This window comes from Robertmurraya beringensis, from assembly GCF_042433785.1.
GTDB lineage: Bacteria > Bacillota > Bacilli > Bacillales > Cytobacillaceae > Robertmurraya_A > Robertmurraya_A beringensis.
This window is the reverse complement of the sequence record NZ_JBHLUU010000032.1, coordinates 86,579-112,450: the sequence shown is the minus strand read 5'-3', so window position 1 is coordinate 112,450 and position 25,872 is coordinate 86,579. Positions and strand designations below refer to the sequence as shown.

Below are 25,872 nucleotides of genomic sequence, written 5' to 3'. Positions count from 1 at the left end.
TTTTGTTTTCCCCCTTGGAAAAAGATCTTTAAAATTTTTATATTTGATTCCACAGCCTGAGTTTTTTCAGACTGTGGAGGTAAAACCCTTACTTAATCGAACCACTAGTAATCCCCTTAATGATGTGTTTTTGCATCGAGAAGAAGAAAATCAATAACGGAATGATACCAAGTACCAATGCAGCTAGTGCTAAATCCCATTGCTTCGTATATTGACCGAAGAAGAAGAAAGTCGCAAGTGGAATCGTTCTTAGCTCCGGATCCTGAAGAACAAGAGACGGCAATAGGAAGTCATTCCAAATCCATAAGCTGTTTAAAATCACAATCGTCACCGTAATCGGCTTCAATAGTGGAAAAACAATTCTCCAGAAGACGCCGAATCTAGAACAACCATCAATGATTGCTGCTTCTTCCAGTTCAACCGGAATTCCTTTAATAAAACCGTGGTACAAGAAGATCGTCATTCCAGACCCGAAGCCTAAATACATAATCACAAGGCCCCACACGCTGTTCAGTAATCCAAAATTTCCAGCTGTTTTAATCAGCGGAATCATAATGGATTGGAACGGAATAATCATCGCAGCAACGAAGGTCATAAAGATGATATTACTAATCTTCTTTTTCGTACGAACGAGCATATACGCCGCCATCGAGCAAAAGATCACCAAAACTACATTACTAGCAATCGTTATAATCAACGAATTTTTAAAAACGTTAAAGAAATCAAGCATTTCAAAAGCTCGTACATAGTTTTCAAACTGAAACACTTTCGGTAATGCCGACGTATTCGTTAAAATTTCGGCAAAAGGCTTCAAGGAGTTTGACACCACATAATAGAAAGGGACTAGGAACAAAAGTCCGAGTACAATCGCAAAGATCTCAACACTGAAGGTTCTCCATGAATACTTGTGACCCATCACGATTCAACCTCCCTTTTCTTAGAAATCGTCACTTGTAATACGGTAATTGCAGCTACGACAAGGAAGAAGATCAATGCCTTGGCTTCACCAATTCCGTAACGGTTATTAACGAAAGCCTCTGTATAAATATTAAGCGCTAACATTTCCGTTGATTTAAATGGCCCACCATTCGTTAGCGATAGGTTCGCATCAAAGATTTTAAAAGAGGATGCCGTTGTTAAGAATAAACAGATCGTTACAGCTGGTGCAACTAATGGCATCGTGATGTGACGGAGAATTTGAAATCTGTTAGCCCCGTCAATTCTTGCTGCTTCAATTAATTCTTGTGGAACATTTTGTAGTGCCGCGATATAGATGATCATGATGTAACCAGCACCTTGCCACACGCTGACAATCACAATTCCCCAAAAGGCTGTGCTTGCATCTCCTAGCCAAGCTAGTTCAAAAAGTGGAATTCCTGTGATTTCACCGATAGAAGCGAATCCTTTTACAAAAATAAACTGCCAAATGAATCCTAGTAAAAGACCACCAAGTAGATTCGGCATGAAGAAGACTGTTCGTAAAATATTTCTCGTTTTCAGCATTTGTGTCACGAGAATCGCTAATCCAAACCCGATCACGTTTGTGAGCAAGATTGCTACAATCGTATATTTCGTCGTTAGAAGGAAGGAAGCGTGAAACTGTTTATCTTCAAAAATCAAATACTTAAAGTTATCAAGTCCAACCCACTGGACCGACCCCGTAATCCCGTTCCAATCCGTAAATGCATAATAAACACCCGAAAAGAAAGGAATTAGGACAATTAAGGTAAATGCTAAGAATACAGGTCCAACGAATAAGGTGAACAATCCTGCATCTTTCAGCTTCTTTTTACTAAACAAAGGAGTGGACACAGCTTTTTGCGTGCGTTTCTCACTAACAACAACTGCCCCGTCAACTTCTTTTACATTACTTTGACTATTCATCCCCTGCACCTCCATAGTCCTATTTTCAACTATTTTAAAAAACTATGAAACGGCTTACATTGACCAACAGGGTGGAAAATATTGAACGGTTTCATTTTTTACACCCTCTGTTAAAGTCCAAGAAAATTGTGCTACAATGAGTGGGATTTCGTGTCCGAGGAGGAGCAGGGAGCTATGAAGTGGGGAATTAGAAAAAAGTTAATCATCTTTTTAATGCTGGCAACCATCCTTCCATTTGGTACAGCGATTGGAATCACCTATTACCAAACAACCAACTCTATTAATGATCAGTTTGTCTCCACGAATCATGACCTTATCACAAAAGGTGAGCAGGAGCTAACGGTTTATCTGGAAGATATTGCACAAATGTCAACGGTGCTCTATCGCTATGACCCGCTAATGAGCGTGATGAGAGAAGGAGTATCGGGAGACATTGGGAGTAACCAAGAAGAAATCCGACGCGCGCTAGCGTATTTATTTAATACACGTCCTGAAATTGAACAAATGCATTTGTATATTGATAAGGATAAGGACTCGTTTACGAACTATCATTCTACGATTAGTGGCAGGGGTGAATACGAGAATATCATGTCACATCCTTATTATGCGCAGCTGCCTGGTCATGATGATTTTTATTTAATTGAACCACCACATGAAATTTCCAGCTATAACAATATGGCCTTTATACCAAAATCACAGAGTACAAAGGTCCTCAGCTTTCATAGCATTATTCGCGACGTACCAGCGGAAGATATATTAGGTTTTCTTTCGATTGATATTAATTTATCAAGAATCGGTGCGGTAGCGGATCGGTTATATACAAAGGACGCCGAAGAGCTTTTCATTGTGAATGATCAGGGAATCGTGGTGTATTCCTCTAATGAAGAAGTGATTGGAGAACCAATGAAGGAGAGTTGGTACGAACCAATCAAGGAGCAACCGGTATCCACAAAGAGCCTAGAATGGGACGAAGGGGTCATCGTGTTTGACCAATTTTCAGGACCTGTTGAAAATTGGTATATTGCCAAGCGTATTCCGTATGATGTGTTGTACCAAATCGCTCGTCAGACCGCCTATACGAACATCCTGATCGGGATTGTAACCATGGTCGTCGTACTAGGAGCAACGATGTTTGTTTCTTTTAAAATTACAGCCCCTATCAAAGTGCTTATTTCCAATATGAAAAGAGTAGAAAAAGGGGAGTTCAAGGCTGATTTTGAGTCATTAGGAAATGATGAAATTGGTATGCTAGGAAAACATTTTAAGAGCATGATTGAAAAAATAAATGAACTGATCGAGCGCGAATACCGGTTGGAAATTGAAAATAAAGCTTCCCAGCTTCGCGTCTTACGCTCGCAAATCAATCCGCATTTTTTATATAATTCGCTCCAGTCGATTGGCACGTTGGCACTCAAAGCAAACGGGACAAAGGTGTATACCTTGCTAACGTCACTTGCAGCAATTATGCGCTATAGCATGAATATGAAAGACGATATCGTCCCGCTTTCACATGAAATACGGCATGTGAAAGCGTACTTGCAGTTACAAAAACAACGATTTGATGATCAATTTAACTTTCATTTAGTGATTCAAAAGGAAACCGAGGGAATTCTCGTTCCGAAGATGATTCTGCAGCCAATTGTTGAAAATTGCTTTAAGCATGGCTTTGATCAGCATACAGACAAACAATCGATCATCCTTTCAGCAGCTGTTCAGGAGAACGGGATGCTTAAAATCTCCGTAAAGGACAATGGAGCAGGAGTAACCGATGAGCAATTAACCCTTATTCGTCACGAATTATATACTGGCGCGGAGAAGTCATCGGCATCGATCGGCCTGAAAAATATTTATGATCGCTTAGTAATTTATTATCGAAATCAAGCGGATTTTTCCATTTATAAAAATGGAGAAGAAGGCTTTGTTGTAAGCATGAGCATTCCTGTTGAAATGCCGAAGGAGGGGAACTAGCCGTGATCGTTTTAATTGTTGATGATGAAACGCATGTACGTGAAGGAATCAAACTTCTAGGGGAGTGGGAGAAGCACGGAATCACCACGATCTATGAAGCGAGCAATGGGGAAGAAGCAACGAACCTGATCGAAAAACACCGTCCAGAGATTATTTTTTCCGATATGAAAATGCCGAAAATGGACGGCACGAAGCTACTTGAATGGATCAAAGGAAATCACCCCTCAAGCAAGGTGATCGTCGTCACTGGATACGATGACTATCATTATATGAGAAAAGCTATTCACTTCGGAAGCACGGATTATTTGCTGAAGCCGGTTGATCCGGAGATATTGAATCAAACGCTAGAAACGGCTGTGAACGAATGGAAAGAGGAAGAAGAGGAGCGGAAAAAAGAAGAGACTAGCGGACAGTTGATGAACATGATGAAGCCTGTCTACCGCGACCGAAAGTTGACGCAGCTCATGAATAGTGATGAAGGTGTAGACGAGGGTCTGTTTGAGGAATTAGGGTTTCAGTCATCTCGAAGCTACACGGTGGGGATCATTCGGGTGAACCGAAGTACGATTGAAGCCTTTAGTGGAGATCGTGATTTAGCCTATTTTACAGTACTAAATGTGGTGAACGAGATTTTACTAGAAAAAGAATGCGGAATCGGGTTTCGATATTTATCCAACAAAGGTGAGGTTGTGATCATCTTTTGGGACCGGTTTGATGAGGTCGGGGACATTCTTGCTGGCATTTATGAATCTCTGCAAGCGGCCATGAATATCGCTTGTCCGATGGCGTTAGGAAAAATGGTCGGTGAAAGCGCACAGCTAATGGAATCGTACCGAGAAGCGAGGAAAGTACTCGTGGGCAGAAATCTATTGGAGCCGAAAGCATGCAAAGTGTATGTGGAATATATGATGCCGGACAAACCGTTGAAGAGCCTCATGGACTACACCTCAAGCATAGACCTAGCGATGCAAGCAGGAGAAATTGAAGCATTCGATGAGGTTATTGAGCAGGTGCGGGCCGATTTTACTGAAAATGATTACTTATCGGTTAGACAAGTATTGCAGTTTGAAAATGAGTACTTGCTGTTGAGCAATCGCTCGTATAAGGCCAAAAAGCTTGAGGTGAAGGTGTCTGAAGATGTCGAAGGGCGAGTGGATTCGTTCTTTGATGAAGATGGGAACTTCATGCTGGATGAGTATGTGGCTGCGAAAAGGCGCGAGATCAGTTTGTTTTTGAGGAAGCTGAAGAAACAGGCTAGTAGAAAGACAAGCAATATTATTGAAGATATCGAAGCATATTTGCAGGCAAACTTCGATCGCGACGTGAAGCTACAAGAGATCTCTGAGCATTTTTACATTAGCCGGGAGTATATTTCAAGAAAGTTCAAGCAGGAATTTAACGTGAATATCTCTGATTACATTGTGAACATTCGAATGAAAAAGGCAAAATCATTGTTGAAAAATAGCCAGCTGAAAATTTATGAAATTGCGAATATGATTGGCTATCAGGATGATAAGTATTTTCGTAAGGTGTTTAAGAAGGTTGTGGGGATTACGCCGAATGAGTATCGGGGTGAAGGGAAGAAATAGATTGTTGGGAGACTACTATGAGGTGGTGTCTTTTTTCAATAGGAGAGGTCGAGTTTGGCAGGGGGGGGCAGTGCCTGTTTATGAGGAAAATAGGGTTTGGTGGTCACTGAAAGGGTAGTTGAGTTACCGATGAAGGGAGGAGAACGGGGTTAGCGGTAAGTGAAAGGGCAGTTGAGTTCCCGTGGAAGAAGAAAAACTAGTCTAGCGGTAACCAAAAGAGTTAGGTTCCCGCGAAGGCAGGAAAACTAAGTTAACGGTAACCAAAAGAGTTTCTAAGTCCTCATGAAGCAGAATATATATATTTGATAGTAATCTAATTACTAATGCACCCGCTGAGGTCAATATTTTCCACCCTACTAGTCAATGTAAGCCGTTTCATAAAATCTATGAATCTCTAAAATAGGGAGTAAGATATTGTAAAAGGAGTGGTTTGACGTGGTGAAGGTAACAGTATGGAATGAGAATCGACATGAGCAGAAGAATCCAGTGGTAAGGGATATTTATCCGGAGGGTATTCACGGGGCGATTGCGTCGTTTTTAACTTCAGCAGGTTACGAAGCGAAGACAGCGACTCTTGATGAGCCGGAGCATGGATTAACGGATGAAGTGTTAGCGAATACAGATGTACTTGTTTGGTGGGGGCATCTTGCGCATAACGAAGTGTCAGACACTGTCGTACAAAAGGTGCAGCAGCGCGTTCTTGATGGAATGGGCTTAATTGTGCTTCATTCTGGCCATTTTTCGAAAATCTTTAAAACATTAATGGGAACGAGCTGTGATCTGAAGTGGCGTGAAGCGGATGAGAAAGAGCGTCTTTGGGTAGTGAGCCCGAGTCACCCGATCGCAGAAGGTATTGGTGAATATATCGAGTTACCACAGGAAGAAATGTACGGCGAGCATTTTGATATTCCACAGCCAGACGAGCTTGTTTTTACTAGCTGGTTTGAAGGCGGAGAAGTGTTCCGAAGCGGTTGTACATATACGCGCGGAAACGGAAAGGTATTCTACTTCCGACCAGGACATGAAACGTACCCGACTTACCATAATGAACAAATTCAAAAGGTCATCACAAACGCTGTCAATTGGGCACAGCCAGTAAAGAGAGAGCGTCCAGTATACGGAAATGCAAAACCGTTAGAAACGATCAAAGGAGGAAACTAACATGAAAAAATTACGAGTAGGTGTGATTGGCTGCGGAAGTATCGCGCGCCATCGCCATTTACCTGAATATGCAGCAAATCCGAATGTAGAGCTTGTGGCAGTTTGCGATAATAACGCAGAAAGAGCACTTGAAATTGGTGAAAAGTACGGAGTTCCATCGTACACGAGCTTTGTGGAACTTTTAAGAAACGCGGAAGTAGATGCGGTGAGCGTGTGTACACCGAACTATCTTCATGCACCAATCTCTAATGCTGCGCTGCTTGCAGGTGTTCATGTTCTTTGCGAAAAGCCAATGGCGACTTCAGAAGAGGAAGCAAAATCGATGATTGAGACAGCGAAAAATAGCGGTAAAAAGCTGATGATCGCGCACAACCAACGTTTTGTGGCCTCTCACCAAAAAGCTCGTCAACTGATTGAAAGTGGAGAAGTTGGGAAGATTTATAGCTTCCGTACGGCTTTTGGACACGGTGGACCAGAGGGCTGGAGTGTGGAAGGCAAGGAAGGTTGGTTTTTCCAAAAAGATAAAGCTTTCGTTGGGGCGATGGGCGATTTAGGCGTTCATAAAACAGACCTTCTTCGTTACGTATTAGGAGAAGAAATAGTTGAAGTGGGTGCATTTGTTGAGACGAGTGCGAAGGAATTTGCTACGGTCGATGACACAGCGGTTTGTGTGTTGAAAACAGAAAGCGGTACCATTGGGACGCTTGCGGCGAGCTGGTCGTATGTGGGCAAGGAAGACAACTCAACGATTATTTATGGAGAAAATGCGATCCTTCGTTTAGAGGACGATCCAAACAACTCGTTAGTTGTTCAATACAAAAATGGTGATGTTGTGAATTATCAGCTTGGAAAAATTCAATCCAATGACGAGGGCGGCCAGTCGAGTTCACATGTGATTGATCAGTTTGTGGATGCTGTGCTGAATGATAAAGAAGTGCCTGTAAGTGGTGAAGAGGGAATGAAATCTCTTGGAGTGATCTTAGCAGCTCTTGAGTCTAATGAAACGAAACAGATTGTGAGAGTAAAAGAATAATGGAAAAGCTACGAATCGGGATTATCGGGGTTGGCGGGATTGCACAGGCCCGCCATATCCCGGCTTTTCTTGCTTTAGGCGATAAATGCACGATTACGGCCGTTAGTGATGTGAATGGTGATCGAGCTCGTGAGGCGGCGGAAAAGTTCAACATCCCGCATGTGTTTCAGGACTATAAAGAACTTTTTCAAGAGGTGGATGCGGTTTGCATTTGTACTCCGAATAAGTTTCACGCAGAAATTACGATTGCTGCGTTTGAAGCGGGAGTTCATGTGCTATGTGAAAAACCGATGGCGCTAAGTGCAGCCGAGTGTGAGGCGATGATTGACGCTTCGAAAAAGGCAAACAAGGTACTGGCGATCGCATATCACTACCGATTTATGAAGGAAGCGATCGCGGCTAAGAAGTCGATGGAGGACGTTGGGGAGGCATTGGTTGTTCGGGTTCAAGCGCTCAGACGTCGCAAGGTTCCTGGCTGGGGTGTTTTTACAAACAAAGAACTCCAAGGTGGCGGAAGCTTAATCGATTTCGGCTGCCATTTACTTGATTTGGCTCTTTGGCTGATGGGCAATCCGAAGCAAACAAGCGTTACGGGTCGCTCGTACAATACGTTGAGTAAAATTCCAGGTCAAGTGAACCAATGGGGAGAGTTTGACCATCAGACGTTTGAAGTGGATGATCATGTAACGGCTTACATGACGTTTGAAAATGGAGCATCGATGCTGTTTGAAACATCTTGGGCAGCCAACATCAAGGAAGATGTGGCGAATGTTAGCGTTTCTGGTGTGGAAGGCGGATTAAATGTATTCCCATTTGAGTTATATACAACGAAAAATGGCATGCTTTTTAACACGCAAGCCGACTGGATGCCAGGAGAAGAGGAACCAGATGTACCACAGGCAAGCAATTTTGTCGCGGCTTGTTTGGGTGAGGCGGAGCTTGTGGTAAAACCAAAGCAAGCGCTGCAAGTGTCACAAATTATAGACAAGATTTATGAAAGCAGTGAAAGGGAGGAAGGTTCACGATGAAACTAGGAGTATTTACAGTACTTTTTGCAGAGAAATCATTTGAGGAAATGCTTGATACGGTAAAAAAGGCAGGCTTACATGCAGTCGAAATAGGTACGGGGTGCTATCCGGGGAATAACCATTGTGATCTGGATGGTCTTTTGGCAAGTGAAGAAGCAAGGGCAGAGTATCTTCGTAAAGTGGAAGAGCGTGGCTTGATCATTAGTGCGTTCAGCTGTCACGGCAATCCGATTTCACCGGATAAGGCATTTGCGGAGCAGTCCAATGATACGTTGTTGAAGACGATCAAGTTGGCGTCACTTTTAAACGTACCAGTCGTGAACTGTTTCTCTGGTACAGCTGGTGATTCCGAGGATGCGAAACAGCCGAACTGGCCGGTGGCACCTTGGCCGAATGAGTATGGCGATGTGTTGAAATGGCAGTGGGAAGAGAAATTGATTCCTTACTGGCGTGAAGTTGGACAATACGCGAAAGATCATCATGTGAAAATTGGTCTAGAGTTACATGGCGGATTTTTGGTTCACACGCCATATACTTTGTTAAAGCTTCGCAAGGAAACTTGTGACGCAATTGGGGCGAACCTGGATCCGAGTCACTTATGGTGGCAGGGAATTGACCCGGTGGCTGCGATTAAAATTTTAGGAAAAGAAAATGCGATTCATCATTTCCATGCGAAGGATACGTATATTGACCAAGATAATGTCAATATGTATGGATTAACGGATATGCAGCCGTATGGGGAGATCAGAACACGCGCATGGAACTTCCGTTCAGTTGGCTGTGGACACAGCTTGAAAGAGTGGTCGGATATGATGAGTGCATTACGCACATACGGCTATGACTATGTGGTAAGCATTGAGCATGAAGATCCAATCATGTCGATTGAAGAAGGCTTTACACGCGCGGTTGTGAATTTAAAGTCGGTGTTAATTGAAGAGCCTGTTTCACAAATGTGGTGGGTGTAAGTAGAAATAGAGGTGCGAACGTGAACAAGAAGTGGTGGAAGGAAAGTGTTGCCTATCAGGTGTATCCAAGAAGCTTCATGGATAGCAATGGAGACGGGATTGGCGACTTAAAGGGGTTAACCTCGAAGCTAGATTATTTAAAGGATTTGGGCATTGATGTGATTTGGCTTTCGCCGATGTACAAATCGCCAAACGACGATAATGGCTATGATATTTCCGATTATCATGACATTATGGATGAGTTTGGCACGATGGCGGATTTTGATGAGCTGTTGGCGGGTGTTCATGAGCGTGGAATGAGGATCATTTTGGATTTGGTGATCAATCATACGAGCGATGAGCATCCGTGGTTCATTGAGTCACGGTCGAGTAAGGATAACCCGAAGCGTGATTGGTATATTTGGGCTGATGGGAAGGAAGGTAAGGAGCCGAATAACTGGGAGTCGATTTTTAGTGGTCCGGCTTGGAAGTACGACGAGGCGACCGACCAGTATTTCATGCATATCTTCTCGACGCGTCAGCCTGATCTAAACTGGGAAAATCCAGAGGTGCGTGAGTCGTTGGAGAACATGGTGAACTGGTGGCTTGATAAGGGCATTGATGGATTCCGTGTCGATGCGATTTCTCATATTAAAAAGAAGCCAGGTTTCCCAGATATGCCAAATCCTGAAGGGCTAGATGTGGTTCCTTGCTTTCCTTACATGATGAATGTGGAGGGTATCGATGAGTGGTTGGCTGACTTTTCACAAAGGACTTTTAAAAAGTACGATGTGATGACGGTCGGTGAGGCTAACGGGGTTCGGATTGCTGACGCGGATCGCTGGGTTGGTGAAGAGAATGGCTATTTTAATATGATTTTTCAGTTTGAGTTTTTGGACCTTTGGGATAAGAACTCGGATGACAGTCGTGTGGATGTTCTCGCGTTGAAAAAGGCGCTAACCAAGTGGCAGACGGGATTGGAAGGAAGAGGCTGGAATGCGCTCTTCATCGAAAATCACGACCAGCCGCGCCGTGTGTCGAGCTGGGGAAATGACAAGGAATACTGGAAAGAAAGCGCGAAAATGCTAGCTGCGCTGTACTTCCTGATGAAAGGAACTCCGTTCATTTACCAAGGTCAAGAAATTGGAATGACAAACGTGCAGTTCCCGAGGATCGAGGATTACAACGATGTGGGAATGGTGAATTACTACCGGGTGGAACGCGGGAAAGGTCGCTCGCATGAGGAGCTCATGCAGCTCATCTGGAAGCAATGCCGAGACAACTCGCGAACGCCGATGCAGTGGAATGCTTCATCAGAGACGGCAGGATTCACGAGCGGAGATTCTACATGGCTCGGGGTGAACCCGAATTATGTGGATATCAATGTGGAGACGCAGGTCGGGGATCCGGATTCGATCTTGAGCTTTTATAAGCAGTTGATCCGATTGAGAAAGGATCAGCCTGTGTTCGTGTATGGTACGTATGAGTTATTGCTAGCAAATCACCCGAAGCTGTTTGCATATACACGCAAATGGGGGAAAAAGATGGCACTTGTGGTGAATAACTTCAGTGAAGAAGTGACAAGATTCAGAGTGCCGGGAAATTCTGTAGTTAGTGATGGAGGAAAACTAGGAGACTTTGAACTAGCTCTGGCAAACTATGAAGGGGCTGAAAGGAAGCTCCACAAAGAATCCACCCTCCAACCATATGAAACAAGAGTCTACTTACGGTGACACTTATGGTGACAGACACCGTTCGTGGACAAATAGGGCCAATCTGTCTTTTTAGGGTGTCTGTCACCCTTCGTGGACAGATTTGGTCTTTTTGTCTTTCTGAGGTGGACAGTGGGGAGGAGAGGAAGGTTGTCATATTTATTATGATTTATATGAGGTAAACTGTTGACTCTATTTATTGGTGGGTGAGAGAGTAGTATAATATTAGAAACCCCACTTCTCCCACTTTGCGAAACCTACAAATCTCTCTCAACAAACTCGACACTTCATTAAATAAAATTAAAAGGAGGCTCACGCATGGCAAGACGTGCACGTACTTGGTTTCCGGGTGCGAAGTATCATATCACAAGTAGAGGAATCAGGAAGCAACCCTTGTTTTACGATGATCCGGATCGAAGAAAATACTTAGGTATGTTATTAGAAACTAAGGAAAGATACAGTTTCAATATCCACGCCTACTGCCTTATGTCCAATCATATTCATCTTCAGCTAGAAACCACGAAAATCCCTCCTGGTCCTATCATCAAATACCTTCACAGCAAATACGCCAGATATTTTAACCTCAAATATGACTTCTCCGGACATGTATTCGAAAAGAGATATTTCCACGATATAATTGATTCCCCCGAACATGAACTGGACCTAAGCCGTTATATTCACAGAAACCCCTTATCTGCTGGTATGGTTGAATCTTTAGAAACTTATCCTTGGAGTAGTTACCGTGCCTACATGCTCAACGAACATAATCCCCTTGTAACAAAAGAACAAATCCTTTCCTATTTTCCCGAACCAATGCGAGAACACTATCTAGAGTTTTTGATGCAAAAAGAGAATTATGGATCAAAGGAAATGGAGCGGTTGTATGGCCTCGAGTGTTTATAGTTTTGCTTTGCTGGGGATTGATGGGCAGGTGGTTGAAGTGGAAACAGAGACAATGGCGGGGCTGAGTTCTGTATCCATTGTTGGGTTAGGTGATAAGGCAGTGAAAGAGGCACGAGAAAGACTCGAAGCAGCAATGTTATCATCAGGCTTTGTTTTTCCTGTATTCAAAGTGGTTTTTAACCTTGCCCCTTCTGATATGAAGAAAACGGGAACTCATTACGACTTAGCTATGGCAATAGGGTTACTTTTAAGAAGCAATCAAATACCAGAACCAAGAGATTTGAATCAAACCGCATTTATTGGAGAACTTTCATTGAACGCTAACATTCGTGGAAGCAGTGGAATCCTTCCCATGGTTTTAAAAGCGCAAGAGGTTGGAATTAAGAAAATTCTCCTTCCAATAGAAAATGTACAGGAAGCGAAATTAGTAAAAGGAGTAGAAATCTTTGGATGTAGAGATTTAAGAGAGGCTGTTGAAATTTTGGGAGGGAAGGTTCCAGACGAATTATTACTAAATGAAAAAGGTATTCCAGAACAACAAACCAAATTGGATTTTATTGATGTTAAGGGACAGGAAACCATCCTTAATTATATGGTAATAGCGGCAGCTGGAGGACATAATCTCCTTATGATTGGTCCACCCGGTTGTGGCAAATCAATGATTGCTAAAAGAATTCCTACGATCCTTCCTGAGATGAGTGAAAAGGAGTCATTAGAAGTAACCAAGATTTATAGCATAGCAAGTATGTTACATGAAAAAGGAACTTTAATTACACAGAGACCGTTTCGTGCACCCCATCATAATGCTTCAACAAACTCACTCATTGGAGGTGGTCCATTTGCGAAACCAGGAGAGATTTCTTTTGCACATAATGGGGTTCTTTTTCTTGATGAGATCGCTGAATTCAGTAGGAAAACTCTTGATGCTCTAAGACAGCCTCTTGAGGATCAGATGGTGACAATCACTAGGGTGTGGGGTTCAAACTCCTATCCTGCTAATTTTATGCTAGTTGGTGCGATGAATCCTTGTCCCTGTGGTTATTTTGGGAATGAAAAATGTAGATGCACAGACTACGAAATTATTAAATATCGGCAAAGATTATCAGGTCCGATCATTGATCGAATGGATATTCAGAAATACGTTAATAACGTAAATTTCTTTTCAAATGTCCTACCATCTAAAAGTTCGGCTGAATTAAAAGCGCGGGTGGACTATGCAAGAAAGATTCAGGAAAAACGGTACAAAAATATATCAGGAATAAGCTCAAATGCTCAACTAACAGCATCCCTAATCGCGCAGTTTTGTCCGTTAGATTCTGAAACCACTTCATTGCTTCAAAAGGCATATGATCGTTTTAAGTATAGTGGCAGAAGTCTTCACAAATTTATTAAAGTGGCAAGGACTATTGCTGATCTAGAAGGCGAAAATAAAATAAATGTAAATCATATGAGACTTAGTTTACAAAGTAGAGACTTGGATAAAGACGCATTTCATTTGTTTGGAGGAGGCCATGGATAAGTATTGGATTTGGCTAGCAACTTTAAAATATATTGGTCCAGTTATGCAGAAGAATCTCTATGCATATTTTAATGGGGATCTGAAGAGGATATACCTTTCAACACAAGAGGATTTGAATGGAGTCCCTGGTATCACTACACGAATGATCCAACAAATAATGGATAACAAGAGTTTTGAAAAAGTTGATTCAATTAGTAGAACCATCGAAGAAAAGGGAATAGGTTTGTTACCCATTACAGATGAAAGGTATCCTGAAATCGCAAAGACATGTGGTGAGTCGCCAATCCTACTTTATTTTAAGGGCAGGCTACAGAAGTTTGAACGTTCAATTGGAGTCGTTGGTGCAAGACGTTGTACTGAGTATGGGAAAAAAGTAGCCAAGGAAATAGGAAAAGAGCTTGCTAAAAGGGACATAGTCGTAGTAAGTGGTTTTGCGAAAGGTATCGATTCGTATTCACAAGCTGCATGTATGAAGGCGGGCGGTAAAACGATATCGTTCTTAGGAAGTGGGGTAGACATATGTTATCCCACTGAACAGCGAAAGCTTTATGATGAACTGATTGAATCAGGAAGCGTATTTTTATCTAAATATCCACCTGGAACATCGGTTAAACAGCCACAATTTATCGAAAGAAATGCTTTAATTAGTGCTTGGTCTAACGAAGTCATTATTGTTGAAGCTGGTGTCAAAAGTGGGGCACTCTGGACCGCTAAGTTTGCTGAAAGGCAGAAACGGGAGGTATATGCAGTCCCACATCCTATTTATTCATTAGAAGGCCAAGGATGTAATCAATTATTGGTAAAAGGAAAGAGACCTTATATTGGTGTGGAGTCAGTGTTTCAAGAAAATACGAGTGTGGATCCTAAATCAGCTATTAAACCGGATGCAAATTCAGTTTTATTGGAGAAAATTCCTCAGTCTGTCTCAATCAGTAAATTAAAGCAGATATTAGGATCGGAATATGGTGATCTAGAAGAGCAACTATTTTCATTAGAATTGGAAGGGAAGCTTATAATACGGGGAGATTTAGTAGTTAGAACATAAAGAAAAAGGATTGGCTCCATACGAGCCAATCCTTTTTTAATGACAGTGTCCACTCCACACGTACAAAATGAGTGGTTTTGTCCACGAAGGGTGACAGACACCATCCGTGGACAAAACAAGCCAATCTGTCTTTTAAGGGTGTCTGTCACCACAACTACATATTAACAGTGTTTTCTGTAGATGTAGTATTCGTAGCGGCACCTTTCTCTTCGGCAAGCTTCTGCGTATCCCACATTTTAAAGAATGGGAAGTAGATGAAGAATGATACTACGATGATGGCCAATTGAAGAATGGCACCTGAGATACTGCCAGTGATGATATAACCGTTTAGGATAGGAGGCATGGTAAACGGAGTTACGACTCCGATTGGTTTTGCTACCAATCCTAAATCCATAGAAACAAACGTCATAATAACCGCAGCAACTGGAGCTAAGATAAATGGAATCATCATAATTGGATTCAGAACGATTGGCATACCAAAGGTAACTGGTTCATTGATATTAAAGATTCCAGGTCCAATACCAAGGCGTCCTAACTGTTTCATCTGTTGGCTTCTTGCGAAAAATACCATGGCGAGTACTAAAGAGAGCGTTGTACCGGATCCACCGATAAAGACAATATCATTAAACTCGTTTGTTACAATATTTTTCACAGGTTCGCCAGCTTCAAATGACATTGCATTTTCTTGTGTCAATGTTAACCAAACCGGTAAGATAACTGCGTTAACAATGTTTGCTCCGTGTAAACCTAAGCACCATAACATTTGAATAAGTATAAAGACAATAATCGTTCCAACCAAGCTTGTGCCAAGGGTGGTTAGCGGCTGCTGTAATAGGACGGATACAACATTGTGTATGCTGCCAAAGTCACCGATGTTTTCTACAAGCAAGCGTAATCCCCATGCTACAACAACGGCTACAAACGCTGGTATTAAAGCTGAGAAGGATCTCGAAACAGCAGGAGGTACTCCATCAGGTAACTTAATGACAATATTCATTTCAGTAATTTTTCGGTAAATTTCAGTTGATAGGATGGCAATGACCATTCCAACGAATAAGCCTTTACTTGTAAAAAGTCCAGTATTATAAGCATTTTCCAAGATGTCTGCACCAGTATTTGGATCTTGTCCAATCACATAGCTAGTAAAAGGTGATACAACAAAGTAGGCAGCAAGTGAAATAGCCGCGCTAGCCAGTGCATCGAGCTTATAACTTTCAGCTAAGCGATATGCGACCCCAAATGTAGCGACGAGCCCCATGATTTCGAAGGTCCCGCGGTATGGATATAACAGACTAGTTTTAAGAGTTGGATGTTCTGCTAGATAGTTAGTCCATGCAGTAATTGGGAAGTTAGCAATGATTAAGAAAAGAGAGCCAATGATAATCAGTGGCATGGCTAGGATAATCCCGTCTCGCAGTGCACCAAGATGTCGCTGGGCAGCTAATCTACCTGCCACAGGCATTACTTTTGTTTCTAAGAAGCTATTAAATTTACTCATCCTTTTTCCCCCTATGTTCGTCTTTAACTCACGTTCTAAGATCGATCTAAAAATAGTTAATAGGTGAAAACTCTTCTGTTTTTCTGGATGTGAAAAATAAATACCTCATATGTTCGTATGTCCCCGGATAACCAAATAACTGAAAGTTCAGATAGTTAGGTATGTAGGTATTGGTGATATCTGACAAGTACTTGTAAGCAATATTGTAATCGCTTACAGAGTGGTGGTAAATAAACAAATTATATCTAGGGATTTTTGCCATTCGTTGTAATTTGTTCCTTGAGAGAAACACTACGTATTCATTTAGTCTCTCTAAATAAACACCTTAGAATAAGTAAGGAAGTAGACTGTCCACTCCACGCGTACAAAAATACCAAAAGTGTCCACGAAGGGTGACAGACACCCTATTAACACCTCAGTAGTGCTTAATACGTAAAAGACATCTGCATCACTGCAAGTGCCTTTACGACGAGCGTATTCAATTTTCATCCTGGTAGTCCAACTCTATTAGATCCCAAGCAGTAATGATTCCTAGTGGTCTTTCAGAATTGCTTCCATTTTCAGTAATAATAATCGCTTCTAAATCCAACGTATTTTTATGTTTTTCCTCATAAATTTCTTCTACTGAAAAGATGTCCATTGTTTTTGAAACAAACTCTATCGGGTGGCTTTCTACCGTTGAAATAATATCAAATACACGAATGTCAGTTATGTCTACAATCGTATTGATCAGATTCTCAGACATCCATCTGACAATATCATCAGTAGATAATAAGCCTATACATTCTTTATTTTTATAGATGGGATATTGAGCATAGCCATATTCTTTAATAACTTTAAAGACCTCTTGTAAGCTATCTTCGTAATCAAAACAAATCACTTCTTTAGTTGCGATCGATAATGCGTAATTTGGCCGGCTGAACACTTTAGCAATCATTTCAATATGTTCGACAATCTCGCTATGGGGTTCAGCGATATAAAAGCCTAACTCGCGCTTATCATGGACAATCGCATTTCTTAACTTAGCATATTGCTTTAAATCCTTTTGATAGTTTGCTATTAATTGATGTCTATTCGCCCCTCTATCCAACAACACTACAAATCTATCATCATTTATTTTCACTTTATTTTTTAACATTTCGTGAATTTGATTAAAGGCAACCTCAAAGCGCTCCGATAATGTATAGTTCATCGTATGTTTCATGGTGGTAGCTCCTATTATATGTAAGTGGTAATGATTGTATTTTACATGAAACTTAAGGATTATGTAATAGGTCCTGCACTATAAAGATACAATTGTCCTCTTGTATAATATGAGAATGGTGATATTAGGCGAAAGATCAGAAGAAACCTATATTTAGGAGGGCTATCAATGACAAAACCAAATGAAGAACCAATGGAAAGGGCATTCCGTAATGCGAAGGCGTCCCTGGAAATCTCAGGTTTCAATGTGACAGAGAAACATGAGAAGCTAGTCCGATCAAGGCTAAACGGAGAAATAAGCGAAGAGGCATTTTTGAAAAAGGCGTTAGATTTAGCAAAGGTATCCAATGAAGACAAAGTAGTAATGTAATGGGGTGTCCATCTCAGGCGTACAAAAACGTTGAATCTGTCCACGAAGGGTGACAGACACCGCTCGTGGACAAATTGTACGATTTTGTCTTTTTGTGGTGACAGACACCATAGGGGGGTGATATTATTAGGTTAGTAGTTTGTGAAAGCGCTTGCGCAACTTGTTGCACAGGGCGTCAACTGAACTATTATCTCTTTTTTTATCATTTGTGCAATCGATTGCACAAAAACCTGCACCCCATTGCAACATGAAGCTACATAAAGCACCACATTTTTCAACAAACATCACCAAGGTTCACAGCTAGTCAGCACCACCCGTAAAACAGAATAGGAGGAGAAGCGATTGAGTAGGAAGAACATGAGGGCGTTCTCGATAGTGATGGTTATAGCTCTTCTACTTCAGCTAGTTTCAGGAAGTGGATTGTATACAAGAGTAAATGCCGAAACCACACCAGCGAGCCCGATTATCCATGAAGACAACAGCGTTACCTTTAACTATGTAAGCCAAGGGGAAACTGCCGCGTATGTCATTGGTACCCATAACAACTGGACGCTTGAGACAGCGACCCCGATGACCTTAGAAAACGGTGTGTTTACCGCCACACTACCAACCCTAGCGGAAGGAAACTATGAATATAAGTTTCTACTAAACAACAAAAGCTGGGATCAAAGCACGGCGGACCCATTAAACACCAACCCGAAGGCGGGAGATAATTCAACTTTCCTTATCGGACCGCCACCAGCGACAGCCTCAAGTCCGGTCATCAACGATGATGCTACGGTTACTTTCCAGTATTTAGGTGAGGGTGACCGCGTGCGTGTGGCAGGTAGCTTTACGAACTGGGCTGACAACGCAAAAGAAATGAAGAAAAACGCGGAAGGTGTGTGGCAGCTCACCACCGAGCTTCCTCCAGGAACCTACGAATACAAGTTCATCATCGGAGAAAGCAATTGGATCACCGACCCAAGCAACCCGAACGAAGCGAACGGTAACTCCGTCGTCCATGCACCGGGTCTTATCATCAACGCACCAGCCACAATGAAAAAAGGCCAAACGGTTACTCTCTCTGCGAAAGCACTTAACGAAAAGGGAGAACAGTCTGACGTGACTCCTCAATGGAGCCTGAAGGATGGTAGAGACGGAATCACGTTATCCAACAACAGCCTAACGATCGCAGACACGTACTCCGTTCAACCGAACGAGAGCATCACTGTCCAAGCGTCACTCGACGGAAAAACGGCAGAAAAAACGATTCAAATCTTAAGCACTACTTATTCTTATACCATCAATTACTACCGTTTTGACGGTGCCCAAAACAATTGGGATATGTGGATTTGGGAAGACGGAAAAGAAGGAGCGGCTTATCCATTCACCACAACACAAGACGGATTTGCCCAAGCAACATACGAATTCTCATCCAGCTCCATTAACATCATCACAAGAACAGGGGACTGGACAACACAAGATGTTCAAAGAAAAATCGAGATCAAAGAAGGTGACTCTGTTGAAGTTTGGCTCACTCAAGACCAAACCGAAGTGAGCTACACCAAGCCAGACTTAACCGCAGCGGTTCAAGCGGCATTAATGGATGCTAAAAACAGCATCACCGTGTCCGTAAACAAAAAGCTGTCAGATGACACTACGTTCACACTAACAGATGTCGAAGCGAACCAAGAAATCGCAACAACCACAACGAAGCTTAGCGATACAAAAGTGAAGCTAACAATCACAGACCCTTCACAAATCGACGTAAGAAAGCAATACCAAGTCAACGCAACCGGTTACCAACCTACAAAGGTAACGATGCGAAACGTTTTAAACGATGACCAATTTTACTATGATGGAAAAGATCTAGGGTACACGTACTCACCATCAGAAACCACGTTCAAGCTATGGGCTCCAACTGCTCAAAAAGTAAGCGTCGCCATCTATAGCGACCAAGGCACTTACGAAGGGGCGTTCGTCACTGACCATACAAACGGCAACGAAACCGCCATGACTCGTGCCTCCAACGGCGTGTGGTCACTCACCCTAAACGGTGATCAAAACGGAAAATACTATATGTACAAAGTCGAGTTCGCAGACGGAACAACCAACTATGCGGTTGACCCGTATGCCCGCTCCACTTCGCCAAACGGCCAACGGACCGCGATCATCAACTTGGATGATACGGACCCAACCGGGTTTAATCCGGAAGTCAAACCAGCGTTTGTGTCGCCAACCGATGCAATTCTATACGAGCTGCACGTGCGAGATTTTTCCATAGATGAAAATTCAGGCATGACCAATAAAGGGAAGTACAAGGCATTTACCGAGTCGAACACCACGGGGCCAAATGGCGTCAAAACAGGCTTAGACTCACTAAAAGAATTGGGAGTGACTCACGTTCACTTGCTGCCAGTCTATGACTTCGGTTCCGTGAACGAGCGAACCGTCGATGACCCGAACTCCACTGACCCGAAGTTCAACTGGGGCTATGACCCGATCCACTTCAACGTACCAGAAGGATCGTACGCCACCGACCCAGCAGATCCAACGTCACGTGTGACCGAGTTTAAGGAAATGGTTCAAGCGATGCACGACAAAGGCATTCGCGTCGTGATGGACGTGGTGTACAATCACACGTACATCCCTGAAGCGACCCAGCTTTCTGGCGGTTCTCCATTTGACAAAATCGTTCCGGGCTACTACTACCGTACGGACGATGCCGGGAAAATTACGAACGGTTCGGGCACAGGAAATGAAGTCGCTTCCGAACGTCCGATGGTTCGTAAGTACATCAAAGACTCCGTGAAATATTGGGCATCCGAATATGGAGTTGACGGCTTCCGCTTTGACTTGATGGGCTTAATCGACCGTCAAACAATGAGCGAATTAACGAAGGAGCTGAAGGAAGAGGTTGATCCGAGCATTCTGATTTATGGCGAACCATGGACTGGCGGATCGACAAGCTTAGATGCTTCCTTACAAAACTTCAAAGGAACGCAGAAAGACCAAGGTTACGCGGTATTTAACGACAATATCCGTGGTGCCATTAAAGGCGGAAGTGATGACGCATCCACAGGTTTCGCGACAGGAGCAACCGGGAAGGAAGCCGACGTTGCCAAAGGTGTCATCGGTTCGATCACCGACTTTACAAACCGTGCATCCGAAAGCATCAACTACGTCACCGCGCATGACAATTTAAACCTATGGGACAAAATGATGAAGGTCGCGACCCAGGACATCACGACCGATCCGCACGCGATCATCACTGAAGACAATGCCCTTCAAAACGAATGGGTCAAACGCAGTCTACTAGCGAATGGCATCGTCCTTACGTCACAAGGAATTCCTTTCCTCCATGCAGGAGAAGAAATGCTGAGAAGTAAATATGGTAACCACAATAGCTATAAGAGTCCTGACAGCATCAACCAAATTCGTTGGGAGCTGAAGGACCAATACCAGCCAGTGTTTGATTATTACCAAGGCTTGATCGAGCTACGAAAAGCGCATCCAGCATTTAAAATGAACACAAAAACAGCCATTGAACAAAATCTTCAAGTGTACAAAACTGACGATAATATCGTCGCATTCCAGTTAAAAAACTATGCGAACAACGATTCTTGGAAAAACATCGTCGTCATTTACAATGCAAACAACGCAGCGAAGGAAGTTAGCCTCCCATCCAGCGCGTCCTGGAATGTGGTAGTCGACGACCAAGCAGCCGGTGTCGAAACGCTTCGCACGATCAATGGTGCAACAGCAACGGTCGCTCCATTATCGATGATGGTGCTGTACGATGAGGCAGAAGGTGAATACACACCAACGGTCACAAGCATCGAAACAAACACAACGAGCTTTGCGATCAATCCAGGCACAACGAAAACGATCACCGCTTACGTGAAAGACCAAAAGGGACGCATCATGCTTGACCAAAACATCACATGGACGTCTTCCAATCCAGAAGTAGCAAAGGTGGATGGTGGGAAAGTCTCCTCTGTGAAAAATGGGACAGCAACGATTGTTGCCGCAGTTGGTGAAGCGAAGGCGGAAATTGAAGTCACGGTGGCCACACTCGCACCGAAGAGTATTACGATTTCAGGAGATAAATCCGTCTACGAAACCTACACAGCTCAGCTATCCGCACTAGTTCGTGACCAATTTAACCAAGAAATGCTTGGGGCAAAGGTTACATGGACATCGTCTGATGAAGCAATAGCCATCGTGGATGGAACGGGCAAGGTATCAGGCCTAAAGCCAGGAACCGCAACGATCAAAGCAAAAGCAGGCGACGCGGAAGCAACACTCGCCTTAACGGTAAAGAAAAACGTGAAACGCTATGTTCGCGTGAAATATGTGAGACCAGACAAGGACTTCACGGACTGGAACATTTGGGTATGGAATACAGGCGTGAAGAACGATCAAATCGACTTTACGGAAATCAATGATGACACAGCGATTGCGAATATCGAAATCGCACCAACAACCGAATCGATCGGCTTCTTAATCCGAAAAGGAACCGACTGGGCAACGGCGAAGATTGCACCGGACAGCGATGACCATGTGGTAAAAATTGACCGTGATGAGGTCATCACAAAGGTAACCGTCGTCACAGGTGTAGCGGGCCAAACCGTTGTACCAGCAGTAAAAGGACCAGTTTTAGAAGATGGAAATGTAACGTTCTACTATCGTGATGAAGAGTTGTACCAAAACGACGCGATGCACACGATTGAAGGCGTGAAGGTGAAAGTCGGAGCTCAGGAATATGCGATGACATATGACGAGAAGAATGAGTACTTTTACTACACGTTGAAAAACCTGGACCCAGGCACCTACGAGTACAGCTTCCTTGTAACAAAGGACGGCGAAACAACCGAGGTGACCGACCCGAAAAACACGGTTGATGGCAAATCGGTGATTGTATATACCGTGCCGAAGGTGACCATAGAAGGTCAGGTTTCACCAGGGAAAATCACGCATAACGAAAATGCCGTATTAAAGATCAATGTGACAACAGATGAAAATGTCAATTTTAAAGAAATGTACGTCGATGCCACACCACTTGGTGGAAAATCCAAGCTCATGATTGACCCGCAGCTTCAAGCAGTCACAATCGGAGTGAAGGATTCGGTTGCCGCAGGAATCAAGAACCTGACGGTAACAGCGGTGGACGAATTCGGAAACCGACACAATCAAACGGTAGCGGTGGAAGTTGCACCACGCACATACCAAGGAGATCTTGACTTTGATTGGGATGAAGCACGAATTTACTTCATGCTCACCGACCGTTTCAAGGATGGAGATTCAAGCAATAACCCGGTTGGTTACGACCCAGAGCATAGTGAGGCGTACCATGGCGGGGACTTCCAAGGTATCATTGATAACTTGGATTACTTAGATAACTTAGGCATCAACACCATCTGGATTTCACCAATCGTTGATAATATCGACTTTAATAAGGGTGTCGATTTTACAACAACCGAAGGCTTAGATGCGAAGCAATACGCGTATCATGGCTACTGGGCAAAGGACTTCACGTCTTTAGATGAAAGCCTCGGTGACATGGAAACATTCAAAAAGCTCATCGAAAAAGCGCATGACAAAGGCATCAAAATCATGGTGGACGTCGTGTTAAACCACGCTGGTTACGGAATGGATTCCATTGAACCGAACTGGCAAGGTCAAGCAGGACTACCAACGGCCGAAGAGCAAGCAGTGTTAAAGGATATGCTTCGTACCGAAATGGAGGACCCAACCGTTCGCGGAGAACTAGACGGACTTCCTGACTTCAGAACCGAAGACCCAGCCGTTCGTGCCAAAATCATTGAATGGCAAACCGCTTGGTTGGAAAAAGCAAGAACAGATAGCGGAGAAACGATTGACTACTTCCGTGTCGACACCGTGAAGCACGTCGAAGAAACTACTTGGATGGCGTTTAAAAACGCGCTAACCGAAATCAGCCCGAGCTTCAAAATGATCGGCGAATATTGGGGAGCAAGCGTCACGAATGACGGTGGCTACCTACGCTCTGGACAAATGGACTCGTTGTTGGACTTTGATTTTAAAGAAAAAGCAAAGAACTTTGTGAACGGTGACATCAGTGGAGTGGAGTCGTATTTAGTCGAGCGCGATGCTCACATCGACAACACGGCGACACTTGGACAATTCTTAAGCTCACATGACCAGGACGGCTTCTTGTCTGAGTATGTGGGTGGCGATGTTGGCAAGCTAATGGTCGCAGCAGCTCTGCAAATTACGTCCAAAGGTCAACCAGTGATTTACTACGGAGAAGAGCTTGGGAACTCTGGAAAATCAAGTTGGGAATCTAGCAATGGCGTCGTATCAGCGTTCGGCCAAAACCGTGACGGAATGTCATGGGAAAAGCTTGAAAGTGGAGACGAAACAGCGGTTAAGCTGCATGACCATTATGCCAAGCTACTAAATATTCGTGGCGACTACTCGAAGATTTTCTCGAAGGGTACACGTATGATGGTTGCTGGTGGAAATGAAGAGAAGTACTCCATCACGAAGCGTGAGTACCTTGGAAAGAAAGTATATGTTGGATTAAACACAGCAACGGAAGCCACGAAGGTCACTTTTGCGGTGGACTTTGAGCCAGGCGCGGTGCTTGTGGATGAGTATAGTGGAGTAAGCTATACGGTTTCTGATGCGAAGGAAGTAGCGGTGGATCTTGCGTCTCGTGATGCGGGTGGAACGTTTATTTTAGCTGAGGCGGCATCTACTGGGGAGCCGGGGGATGGAGATGGTGAAAATCCAGGGGATCCTGATGAGGGTGAGAATCCGGGTAATCCTGGTAATGGAGGCAATAACCCAGGAACACCGGGCAATCCAGGTAATGGCGGCAACAATCCGGGGACACCAAGTAACCCAGGTAATCCTACGGTACCAGGCAATCCAGGAAAACCGAGTAATCCTGAAAACACAGGACAAAGCCACGTAATTGTAAAACCAAAGATCAAAAATGGAGTAGCAACCATCGCAGATGCTGATGTAGAAAAACTGATTCAAAACGGCACACTAACGGTGGAGGTTAGTAACGATTCAGTAGAATTAAGCTTGACCGCAGCTCAAATTGAAGTGCTAAAAGAAAAGGGTGCGAAGATTGTTCTTTCTAATAGCAAAGCAACATTAACTATTCCAGTTTCTATCTTTCCAAATGGTGCAGTGAAAATAGAGATGAAGCGTATGAAGGATATGGATGATGCGATCAGTGCGGTCTATGATTTCAATATTTACGATGAAAAGGGCAAGAAGATCTCACGTTTTAGCGAAGCTATTATGGTAACCTTCAATGTGGGAGCACAGGCAAACGGAAGTAGTCTGGATGTTTATTTTTACAACGAAAAAACAAAGAGGTGGGAGCTTGTTTCAGGTGCTGAATACAAAAATGGAAAAGTAAGTGTCCCGACCACTCACTTTACGACTTTCGCAGTCTTTAAAAAGGATATGTCGAAGGTAACAACAGCACCGGTAGCAGGAAAAACATTACCAAATACAGCAACAAACTTCTATAACATCCTATTGTTAGGTTTCGCATTTCTCTTTATAGGGTTGACCTTATTGGGTGTAAACCGAAGAGCTAGATTAAGAAGGAATTAGAATGATTGAGGAAGGGAATCTCTCAGAGTTGAGGGATTCCCTTTTCACTAGGAATCTAGTTTGGAACGGAATATGGATAATACAACGAGGTTAACCAATGAGATCAAAGCCATTGCAATGCAATAGTATATAACACCAAGACCCTGACTAATCCCATCCGTTTCAGTTAAAAACCACCAGATACTAGCGAGTCCTAAAATAACGATATTGGTGAATACCGAGTACATAAAAGGTCTCCATAGATTAGTTGAATTCTTTAAAGACAAACGACCAACTAGTAATGATAAGACTAAGGAAAAAAGCATCAATGCAAAAAATAATATTAGCTTCATTAAGGTTTCCTCCACTTTTTTCTATAAGTATATAACAAATTTTAACAGAAAATTTTATAAACATTGCTATAATTATGAGAA

The 25,872-nt window shown here is 43.1% G+C and carries 17 protein-coding genes; 12 read left to right on the top strand and 5 right to left on the bottom strand.

The window, feature by feature from the left end:
- Positions 1-88 precede the first annotated feature (88 nt).
- Positions 89-916 (bottom strand): carbohydrate ABC transporter permease, encoded by an 828-nt coding sequence (locus ACFFHF_RS11105; RefSeq protein ID WP_340906371.1) that lies wholly within the window; start codon positions 914-916, stop codon positions 89-91.
- Positions 916-1,884 carry a carbohydrate ABC transporter permease gene (locus ACFFHF_RS11100; protein ID WP_340905854.1) on the bottom strand — a complete coding sequence of 323 codons (969 nt, stop codon included), beginning with the start codon at positions 1,882-1,884 and terminating at the stop codon, positions 916-918. Before ACFFHF_RS11100 ends, ACFFHF_RS11105 begins: the two co-directional genes overlap by 1 nt.
- 174 nt (positions 1,885-2,058) lie before the next feature.
- Here ACFFHF_RS11100 and ACFFHF_RS11095 point away from each other — a divergent pair, with 174 nt between their 5' ends.
- The 10 genes from ACFFHF_RS11095 (at position 2,059) to dprA (ending at position 14,786) form a co-directional block, all read left to right on the top strand.
- Entirely contained in the window at positions 2,059-3,852 is a 1,794-nt protein-coding gene (locus ACFFHF_RS11095) for a cache domain-containing sensor histidine kinase (RefSeq protein ID WP_377058155.1), read from the top strand.
- A gap of 2 nt (positions 3,853-3,854) precedes the next feature.
- Positions 3,855-5,441, top strand: coding sequence for a response regulator (locus ACFFHF_RS11090; protein ID WP_377058154.1), 1,587 nt, complete (start codon positions 3,855-3,857; stop codon positions 5,439-5,441).
- Between the two features lie 435 nt (positions 5,442-5,876).
- The gene (locus ACFFHF_RS11085) at positions 5,877-6,602 is read left to right on the top strand and encodes a ThuA domain-containing protein (RefSeq protein WP_377058153.1); all 726 of its coding nucleotides are present in this window, start codon (positions 5,877-5,879) and stop codon (positions 6,600-6,602) included.
- A 1-nt stretch (position 6,603) separates the two neighbouring features.
- Positions 6,604-7,635 (top strand): Gfo/Idh/MocA family protein, encoded by a 1,032-nt coding sequence (locus ACFFHF_RS11080; RefSeq protein WP_160545817.1) that lies wholly within the window; start codon positions 6,604-6,606, stop codon positions 7,633-7,635.
- Positions 7,635-8,663, top strand: coding sequence for a Gfo/Idh/MocA family protein (locus tag ACFFHF_RS11075; protein WP_377058152.1), 1,029 nt, complete (start codon positions 7,635-7,637; stop codon positions 8,661-8,663). Before ACFFHF_RS11080 ends, ACFFHF_RS11075 begins: the two co-directional genes overlap by 1 nt.
- A complete protein-coding gene (locus ACFFHF_RS11070; RefSeq protein WP_377058151.1) occupies positions 8,660-9,628 on the top strand; it encodes a sugar phosphate isomerase/epimerase family protein in 969 nt (322 codons plus the stop codon). The genes ACFFHF_RS11075 and ACFFHF_RS11070 overlap by 4 nt, the downstream gene beginning before the upstream one ends.
- A gap of 20 nt (positions 9,629-9,648) precedes the next feature.
- Positions 9,649-11,340 (top strand): glycoside hydrolase family 13 protein, encoded by a 1,692-nt coding sequence (locus ACFFHF_RS11065; protein WP_377058150.1) that lies wholly within the window; start codon positions 9,649-9,651, stop codon positions 11,338-11,340.
- A 297-nt stretch (positions 11,341-11,637) separates the two neighbouring features.
- Positions 11,638-12,222 (top strand): transposase, encoded by a 585-nt coding sequence (locus ACFFHF_RS11060; protein ID WP_340905838.1) that lies wholly within the window; start codon positions 11,638-11,640, stop codon positions 12,220-12,222.
- Positions 12,203-13,741: a YifB family Mg chelatase-like AAA ATPase gene (locus tag ACFFHF_RS11055; RefSeq protein ID WP_377058149.1), complete on the top strand. Its 1,539-nt coding sequence runs from the start codon at positions 12,203-12,205 to the stop codon at positions 13,739-13,741. Before ACFFHF_RS11060 ends, ACFFHF_RS11055 begins: the two co-directional genes overlap by 20 nt.
- Positions 13,734-14,786, top strand: a complete 1,053-nt coding sequence (dprA, locus tag ACFFHF_RS11050; RefSeq protein WP_377058148.1) for a DNA-processing protein DprA — start codon at positions 13,734-13,736, stop codon at positions 14,784-14,786. The genes ACFFHF_RS11055 and dprA overlap by 8 nt, the downstream gene beginning before the upstream one ends.
- 154 nt (positions 14,787-14,940) lie before the next feature.
- On the opposite strand, the gene celB is transcribed toward dprA, so the two are convergent.
- Entirely contained in the window at positions 14,941-16,284 is a 1,344-nt protein-coding gene (celB, locus tag ACFFHF_RS11045; protein WP_377058147.1) for a PTS cellobiose transporter subunit IIC, read from the bottom strand.
- 478 nt (positions 16,285-16,762) lie between these two features.
- Positions 16,763-17,488 carry a CBS domain-containing protein gene (locus tag ACFFHF_RS11040; RefSeq protein ID WP_377058146.1) on the bottom strand — a complete coding sequence of 242 codons (726 nt, stop codon included), beginning with the start codon at positions 17,486-17,488 and terminating at the stop codon, positions 16,763-16,765.
- A gap of 168 nt (positions 17,489-17,656) precedes the next feature.
- Here ACFFHF_RS11040 and ACFFHF_RS11035 point away from each other — a divergent pair, with 168 nt between their 5' ends.
- A complete protein-coding gene (locus ACFFHF_RS11035; protein ID WP_377058145.1) occupies positions 17,657-17,857 on the top strand; it encodes a hypothetical protein in 201 nt (66 codons plus the stop codon).
- 342 nt (positions 17,858-18,199) lie between these two features.
- On the top strand, positions 18,200-25,459 hold the full coding sequence (pulA, locus tag ACFFHF_RS11030) for a type I pullulanase (RefSeq protein WP_377058144.1): 7,260 nt from the start codon (positions 18,200-18,202) through the stop codon (positions 25,457-25,459).
- A gap of 47 nt (positions 25,460-25,506) precedes the next feature.
- On the opposite strand, the gene ACFFHF_RS11025 is transcribed toward pulA, so the two are convergent.
- Positions 25,507-25,791 (bottom strand): hypothetical protein, encoded by a 285-nt coding sequence (locus ACFFHF_RS11025; RefSeq protein ID WP_377058143.1) that lies wholly within the window; start codon positions 25,789-25,791, stop codon positions 25,507-25,509.
- Positions 25,792-25,872 lie beyond the last annotated feature (81 nt).

Excerpts from the sequence above, each read along its gene's own strand:
- ACFFHF_RS11105 (WP_340906371.1), bottom strand. The coding sequence starts at position 916 with ATGGGTCACAAGTATTCATGGAGAACCTTCAGTGTTGAGATCTTTGCG.
- ACFFHF_RS11100 (WP_340905854.1), bottom strand. The coding sequence starts at position 1,884 with ATGAATAGTCAAAGTAATGTAAAAGAAGTTGACGGGGCAGTTGTTGTT.
- ACFFHF_RS11095 (WP_377058155.1), top strand. The coding sequence starts at position 2,059 with ATGAAGTGGGGAATTAGAAAAAAGTTAATCATCTTTTTAATGCTGGCA.
- ACFFHF_RS11080 (WP_160545817.1), top strand. The coding sequence starts at position 6,604 with ATGAAAAAATTACGAGTAGGTGTGATTGGCTGCGGAAGTATCGCGCGC.
- ACFFHF_RS11075 (WP_377058152.1), top strand. The coding sequence starts at position 7,635 with ATGGAAAAGCTACGAATCGGGATTATCGGGGTTGGCGGGATTGCACAG.
- ACFFHF_RS11070 (WP_377058151.1), top strand. The coding sequence starts at position 8,660 with ATGAAACTAGGAGTATTTACAGTACTTTTTGCAGAGAAATCATTTGAG.
- ACFFHF_RS11060 (WP_340905838.1), top strand. The coding sequence starts at position 11,638 with ATGGCAAGACGTGCACGTACTTGGTTTCCGGGTGCGAAGTATCATATC.
- ACFFHF_RS11055 (WP_377058149.1), top strand. The coding sequence starts at position 12,203 with ATGGCCTCGAGTGTTTATAGTTTTGCTTTGCTGGGGATTGATGGGCAG.
- dprA (WP_377058148.1), top strand. The coding sequence starts at position 13,734 with ATGGATAAGTATTGGATTTGGCTAGCAACTTTAAAATATATTGGTCCA.
- celB (WP_377058147.1), bottom strand. The coding sequence starts at position 16,284 with ATGAGTAAATTTAATAGCTTCTTAGAAACAAAAGTAATGCCTGTGGCA.
- ACFFHF_RS11040 (WP_377058146.1), bottom strand. The coding sequence starts at position 17,488 with ATGAAACATACGATGAACTATACATTATCGGAGCGCTTTGAGGTTGCC.
- ACFFHF_RS11035 (WP_377058145.1), top strand. The coding sequence starts at position 17,657 with ATGACAAAACCAAATGAAGAACCAATGGAAAGGGCATTCCGTAATGCG.
- ACFFHF_RS11025 (WP_377058143.1), bottom strand. The coding sequence starts at position 25,791 with ATGAAGCTAATATTATTTTTTGCATTGATGCTTTTTTCCTTAGTCTTA.